Source organism: Pantoea sp. SIMBA_079, from assembly GCF_046940275.1.
Taxonomy (GTDB): Bacteria; Pseudomonadota; Gammaproteobacteria; order Enterobacterales; family Enterobacteriaceae; genus Pantoea; species Pantoea borealis.
On the sequence record NZ_JAWRYR010000259.1, the window covers coordinates 1 to 275 of the forward strand.

Here is a 275-nt window from a genome sequence, read left to right on the forward strand (position 1 = left end):
CACGAGCTTCGCACCCTGTCTTTCGCGAATGAAATGCCACGGAACGATGTTGGAGTGATGCTCCATGATCGACAGCAGGATTTCATCCCCCTCGCCGATATTCGGCATGCCATAGCCGTAGGCGACCGTGTTGATCGCCTCGGTCGCATTTTTTGTGAAGACGATTTCGTCAACCGAACCGGCGTTCAGGAAACGGCGTACCGTCTCACGCGATTTTTCATAGGCATCGGTTGCCGCATTCGACAAAAAATGCAGCCCGCGATGAACATTGGCAT

At 53.5% G+C, this 275-nt stretch carries 1 protein-coding gene; it reads right to left on the reverse strand.

Going from position 1 to position 275, the window contains the following annotated elements:
* Positions 1–275, reverse strand: a 275-nt coding sequence (locus SB719_RS19940) for an aminotransferase class V-fold PLP-dependent enzyme (RefSeq protein WP_412159707.1), incomplete at both ends; no start/stop codon positions are given.